Origin of the sequence: Streptomyces sp. NPDC059957 (assembly GCF_042730015.1) — a bacterium.
Lineage (GTDB): Bacteria > Actinomycetota > Actinomycetes > Streptomycetales > Streptomycetaceae > Streptomyces.
The window spans coordinates 31978-38322 of record NZ_JBHWMB010000078.1 but is presented as its reverse complement, the minus strand read 5'-3'; the positions used below and the strand labels follow the sequence as shown (position 1 = coordinate 38322).

Here is a 6345-nt window from a genome sequence, read left to right as displayed (position 1 = left end):
ACGTACGTCCAGTACGCGAGCGCCCCGACAGCACGCCCAGGCACGGCACCAGACGCCGCGGGCTCGGCCGACAAGATCCGAAAGAGACGACCTAGGTTCCCGCCCGGCCCGCGCGGCCCGCCCCGGCCCCCGCCGCGCGGCACGACGTAGGGTCAGGGCGTGGAAACGACCCCGAACCAGGCCCCGACGCCCATCCGGGTGCTCCTCGCCGACGACCAGGCCCTGCTGCGCAGCGCGTTCAAGGTGCTCGTCGACTCCGAGGCCGACATGTGCGTCGTCGGCGAGGCCTGCGACGGGGCGCAGGCCTTCGAACTGGCGCGCACGGAGCGGCCCGACGTCGTGCTCATGGACATCCGGATGCCCGGCACCGACGGTCTCGCCGCCACCCGGCTGATCAGCGCCGACCCCGAACTGGCCGACGTGCGCGTGGTGATGCTCACGACCTTCGAGGTGGACGAGTACGTGGCGGCGGCCCTGCGGGCGGGCGCCTCCGGGTTCCTCGGCAAGGGCGCCGAGCCCGAGGAGCTGCTCAACGCCATCCGCGTCGCGGCCGCCGGCGACGCGCTGCTCTCCCCGGCCGCGACCAAGGGGCTCATCGCGACCTTCCTCGCGCAGGGCGGCGGCGACGGGGCCACCCCCGCCGCGGGCGCCGCCCACGCACAGCGACTCGCCGCGCTGACCGGACGCGAGCGCGAGGTCCTCGTGCTCGTCGCGGCCGGCCTGTCCAACGACGAGATCGCCCGCCGGCTGGAAGTCAGCCCGCTCACCGTCAAGACGCACGTGAACCGGGCCATGTCCAAGCTCGGCGCCCGCGACAGGGCGCAATTGGTGGTCATCGCCTACGAATCGGGACTGGTCCGGCCCAGGGCCGACTAGCCGCACGCGGTTCGCAGCAGTTCGGAGTAGTCCCGTCTACTGCGGACGCGGTATGCCCCGGATAAGGACGGGACCTGGGGGCGACGTCGGCGGGCCGGTGCGCACGAGAGGCTGAGGGGCCCCGCGCGTGCCCGAAGGCACGGCTCCGTCATGCCTCGTAGACGTCACCGCGTCCCTGCAGAGAGATCCTCATAGCCATGTTCCGGCTGTCCCGCTTCAGCCTCGCCCAGAGGGCACTGATCGGCCTCGTGTCGCTCGTCGCGCTCCTCTTCGGCGCCATAGCCATCCCGCAGCTCAAGCAGCAGCTGCTGCCCTCCATCGACCTGCCGATGGTGTCCGTGCTCGCGCCGTACCAGGGCGCCTCTCCCGACGTGGTCGAGAAGCAGGTCGTCGAGCCGATCGAAGCCATGCTCAAGGGCGTCGACGGCATCACCGGCATCACCTCCACCGCCAGCGAGGGCAATGCCCTCATCATGGCGACCTTCGACTACGGCGACGACGGCACCAAGCAGCTCGTCGCCGACGTCCAGCAGGCCGTCAACCGGGCCCGCGTACGGCTGCCCGCCGAGGTGGACCCGCAGGTGATCGCCGGTTCCACCGACGACATTCCGACCGTGGTCCTCGCCGTCACCTCCGACAAGGACCAGCAGGCGCTGGCCGACCAGCTGACCGCGTCCGTGGTCCCCGCGCTGGAGGACATCGCGGGCGTCGGCCAGGTCACCGTCGACGGGGTCCGGGACCTCCAGGTCACCGTCACCCCCGACAACGCCAAGCTCGCCGCCGCCGGCCTCGACGGCGCGGCCCTGGCCCAGGGCCTCCAGGCGGGCGGCGCCACGGTCCCCGCCGGCTCCTTCGACGAGGCGGGCAAGAACCGCACCGTGCGCGTCGGTTCGGGCTACACCTCGCTCGCCCAGCTGGAGGACCTGCGCCTCACCGCCGGCCCGGGCAAGCCCGCCGTCCGCCTCGGCGACGTGGCGAGCGTGAAGCAGGAGCCCGCCAAGGCCGACTCCCTCACCCGCACCAACGGCAAGCCCAGCCTCGCCCTGGTCCTCACCATGGACAAGGACGGCAGCGCCGTCGCCATCTCGGACGCGGTCAAGGACAAGCTGCCCGAGCTCCGCACCACCCTCGGCTCCGGCGCCGACCTGGCCGTGGTCAGCGACCAGGGCCCGGCCGTCGCCAAGTCCATCTCGGGCCTCACCACCGAAGGCCTGCTCGGCCTGGTCTTCGCGGTCGTCGTGATCCTGGTCTTCCTCGGCTCGCTGCGCTCGACGCTGGTCACCGCGGTCTCCATCCCGCTGTCCGTCGTCCTCGCGCTGATCGTGCTGTGGACCCGCGACCTCTCCCTCAACATGCTGACGCTGGGCGCGCTCACCATCGCCATCGGCCGGGTCGTCGACGACTCGATCGTGGTCCTGGAGAACATCAAGCGCCACCTCGGCTACGGCGAGGAACGCCGACACGCGATCATCACCGCGGTCAAGGAGGTGGCCGGCGCGGTCACCTCCTCCACGCTCACCACCGTCGCCGTCTTCCTGCCGATCGCCTTCGTCGGCGGCATGGTCGGCCAGTTCTTCGGCCCGTTCTCCATCACCGTCACCGCGGCCCTGCTGGCCTCGCTGCTCGTCTCCCTGACGGTCGTGCCCGTGCTCTCGTACTGGTTCCTGCGCGCGCCGAAGGGCGTCAGCGAGGGGGACGCCGCGAGCATCGAGAAGGCCCGCCGCGAGGCCGAGGAGAAGGAGTCCCGCAGCAAGCTCCAGCAGTTCTACGTACGGGCGCTGGGCCTGGTCACCCGCCGCCGGGTCGCCACCCTGGTCGTCGCCGTCGTGGTGTTCATCGCGACGCTGGGCATGACCCCGCTGCTCAAGACGAACTTCTTCGACCAGGGCGAGCAGGAGGTCCTGAGCATCAAGCAGCAGCTGCCGCCCGGCACCTCGCTGGCCGCCGCGGACGAGGCGAGCCGCAAGGTCGAGAAGGTCCTGGACGGGACCGACGGGGTCAAGGACTACCAGGTCACCGTCGGCTCCTCCGGCTTCATGGCCGCCTTCGGCGGCGGTACGGGCTCCAACCAGGCCTCGTACCAGGTCACGCTGGAGAGCTCGGACAAGACCGAGTCCGCCAAGAAGCACATCGAGACCGCCCTGAAGGGGCAGGGCGGCATCGGCGAGACCACCATCGCGGCCGGCGACGGCTTCGGCAGCCAGAACCTCAGCGTCGTCGTCAAGGCCGGTGACGCGGCCGTCCTCGCCCGGGCCGCCGAGCAGGTCCGCGCCGAGGTGGCGAAGATCGAGGACGTCACCGACGTCCAGAGCGACCTGTCCCAGTCCGTGCCCCGGATCTCGGTCACCGCCACGCCCAAGGCGGCGGAGTTCGGCCTGAACCAGGCCGCGCTCGGCGCCATCGTCGGCCAGGCCGTACGCGGCAACCCGGCGGGCAAGGCCGTACTGGACGACACCGAGCGGGACATCGTCATCAAGTCCGCGCAGCCGGCCACCACCCTGGCCCAGCTGCAGGCGCTGCCCGTCGGCCCCGTGAAGCTCGGCGACATCGCCGAGGTCAAGGAGGTCCCCGGCCCCGTCGCGATGACCCGGATCGACGGCGCCCGCGCCGCGACCATCAGCGCGAAGCCGGTCGGCGACAACACCGGCGCCGTCAGCTCCACCCTGCAGTCGAAGATCAAGGCCCTGGACCTGCCCGCGGGCGCCACGGCCTCCATCGGCGGCGTCGGGGAGGACCAGAGCGAGGCCTTCGCGCAGCTGGGCCTGGCCATGCTCGCGGCCATCGCCCTCGTCTTCATGCTGCTCGTCGCGACGTTCCGCTCGCTGGTCCAGCCGCTGATCCTGCTGGTCTCGATCCCCTTCGCGGCGACCGGCGCGCTCGGCCTGCTCCTGGTCACGGGCACCCCGCTCGGCGTCCCGGCGCTGATCGGCATGCTGATGCTCATCGGCATCGTCGTGACCAACGCGATCGTCCTGATCGACCTGGTCAACCAGTACCGGGCCCAGGGCTACGGCGTGATCGAGGCGGTCGTCGAGGGCGGCCGCCACCGGCTGCGCCCGATCCTGATGACGGCACTGGCGACGATCTTCGCGCTGCTCCCGATGGCGCTGGGCGTCACCGGCGAGGGCGGCTTCATCTCGCAGCCGCTCGCGGTGGTCGTCATCGGCGGCCTGATCAGCTCCACCGTGCTGACCCTGCTCCTGGTGCCGACCCTCTACACGATGCTGGAGCTCCGCAAGGAGCGCCGCAGCGCGAAGAAGACGGCCCGCCTGACCGTGGTCCCGTCCCCGTCCGCCGCGGCGGACGAGGAGAGCCCGGTCAAGGTCTGACCCGCACGGGAACCCGTACTCAGGGCTCCCGTACACGCCGAAGGGCCGCTCCTCACGGGAGGAGCGGCCCTTCGGTCGTTGCCGCGGCCGGCCGGGCTACGGAAGCGCGAGCATCCGCTCCAGGGCGAGCTTGGCGAAGCTCTCGGTCTCCTTGTCGACCTGGATCTGGTTGACGAGGTTGCCCTCGGCCAGGGACTCCAGGGTCCACACCAGGTGGGGGAGGTCGATGCGGTTCATGGTCGAGCAGAAGCAGACCGTCTTGTCGAGGAAGACGACCTCCTTGTCCTCCGCGGCGAAACGGTTCGCCAGACGCTGGACGAGGTTCAGCTCGGTGCCGATGGCCCACTTGGAGCCAGCCGGGGCCGCCTCCAGCGCCTTGATGATGTACTCGGTGGAGCCGACGTAGTCCGCGGCCGCCACGACCTCGTGCTTGCACTCGGGGTGGACCAGCACGTTCACACCGGGGATCCGGGCGCGCACGTCGTTGACCGAGTCGACCGAGAACCGGCCGTGCACCGAGCAGTGCCCGCGCCACAGGATCATCTTGGCGTTGCGGAGCTGCTCGACGGTCAGGCCGCCGTTCGGCTTGTGCGGGTTGTACAGCACGCAGTCGTCGAGGGTCATGCCCATGTCGCGGACGGCGGTGTTGCGGCCCAGGTGCTGGTCCGGGAGGAAGAGCACCTTCTCGCCCTGCTCGAACGCCCACTCCAGGGCCTTCTTCGCGTTGGACGAGGTGCAGATCGTGCCGCCGTGCTTGCCGGTGAAGGCCTTGATGTCGGCCGAGGAGTTCATGTACGAGACGGGGACCGTGGCGCCGGCGATACCGGCCTCGGTCAGCACGTCCCAGCACTCCGCGACCTGCTCGGCGGTGGCCATGTCGGCCATCGAGCAGCCGGCGGCCAGGTCCGGCAGGACCACCTTCTGGTCGTCCGAGGTGAGGATGTCCGCGGACTCGGCCATGAAGTGGACGCCGCAGAAGACGATGTACTCGGCCTCCGGCCTGGCGGCCGCGTCCTTGGCGAGCTTGAAGGAGTCACCGGTGACGTCGGCGAACTCGATGACCTCGTCACGCTGGTAGTGGTGGCCGAGGATGAAGACCTTGTCCCCGAGCTTCTCCTTGGCGGCGCGGGCGCGCGCCACGAGGTCCGGGTCCGACGGCGAGGGCAGGTCGCCGGGGCACTCCACCCCGCGCTCGCTCTTGGGGTCGGCCTCACGGCCGAGCAGCAGCAAGGCAAGGGGCGTCGGCTGGACGTCCAAGGGCTGGTTGTCCAAAGGCTGGGCGGTGGTCACGACACGCACCCTTTCTGTTCTGCGACAAGGGACTTCTGAAGCCACTCTGAAGCCTTCGCTTCGACTTCTCGTCTATTTGACGTTATCTATCATAACTGCTTCACGTCACTTTGACGATGCCGATAGTGTCGATGTGACGAATTCGCCCGCCCGCCACGGCCACCTCGCGGGGACCCACCACCGCGCGACGGTGTGCGAGCATGGAATTTCTGAAACACGCGTCGGGTCCCGGAATGAATCCGCGGTCCCGCTCGTTGCCACCGACGGCAAGAGTCCGACGTTTCCCCGCTCCCGGCGGGGAGCCGCCCACTTCGGGAGTGAATGCAGATGTCCGTACAGGACGAAAAGACCACCGTGAGCGACGGCATCCTCCTGTCCGACGCCGCCGCCGAAAAGGTCAGGACCCTCCTGGAGCAGGAAGGCCGCGATGACCTGGCGCTGCGCGTCGCCGTCCAGCCCGGCGGCTGCTCCGGCCTGCGCTACCAGCTCTTCTTCGACGAGCGCTCCCTCGACGGCGACGTCGTGAAGGACTTCGACGGTGTGAAGGTCGTCACGGACCGGATGAGCTCCCCGTACCTGCACGGTGCGTCGATCGACTTCGTCGACACCATCGAGAAGCAGGGCTTCACGATCGACAACCCGAACGCCACCGGCTCCTGCGCCTGCGGCGACTCCTTCAACTAGGCCCTGAGGGCCCTCAGGGCCCGGCTGAGCTTGTAGGACCACGAGAGGGGCCCGAGACGAGAAAACCCCCGAGGGGGGCCCCCCCCCCCCCCCCCCCCCCCCCCCTCGGAGGACAACGCTTCCCCCGTTCCCGCCACCCCCCCCCCCCCCCCCCCCCCCCCCCTCT

Annotated in this window: 4 protein-coding genes; 3 read left to right on the top strand and 1 reads right to left on the bottom strand. The window is 70.3% G+C overall.

The genetic code is table 11. The features are described from left to right. Nucleotides 1-159 precede the first annotated feature (159 nt). Nucleotides 160-876 (top strand): response regulator, encoded by a 717-nt coding sequence (locus ACFWBW_RS34830; RefSeq protein WP_385381460.1) that lies wholly within the window; start codon nt 160-162, stop codon nt 874-876. Nucleotides 877-1073: 197 nt separating this feature from the next. Then, nucleotides 1074-4205, top strand: coding sequence for an efflux RND transporter permease subunit (locus ACFWBW_RS34825; RefSeq protein ID WP_385381457.1), 3132 nt, complete (start codon nt 1074-1076; stop codon nt 4203-4205). Nucleotides 4206-4301: 96 nt separating this feature from the next. Here ACFWBW_RS34825 and nadA read toward each other — a convergent pair whose 3' ends face one another. Continuing rightward, nucleotides 4302-5504: a quinolinate synthase NadA gene (gene nadA, locus ACFWBW_RS34820; RefSeq protein ID WP_385381454.1), complete on the bottom strand. Its 1203-nt coding sequence runs from the start codon at nt 5502-5504 to the stop codon at nt 4302-4304. A gap of 318 nt (nt 5505-5822) precedes the next feature. Here nadA and erpA point away from each other — a divergent pair, with 318 nt between their 5' ends. Continuing rightward, a complete protein-coding gene (gene erpA, locus ACFWBW_RS34815) occupies nt 5823-6179 on the top strand; it encodes an iron-sulfur cluster insertion protein ErpA (RefSeq protein WP_243330017.1) in 357 nt (118 codons plus the stop codon). Nucleotides 6180-6345: the final 166 nt, after the last annotated feature.

Excerpts from the sequence above, each read along its gene's own strand:
- ACFWBW_RS34825 (WP_385381457.1), top strand. The coding sequence starts at position 1,074 with ATGTTCCGGCTGTCCCGCTTCAGCCTCGCCCAGAGGGCACTGATCGGC.
- erpA (WP_243330017.1), top strand. The coding sequence starts at position 5,823 with ATGTCCGTACAGGACGAAAAGACCACCGTGAGCGACGGCATCCTCCTG.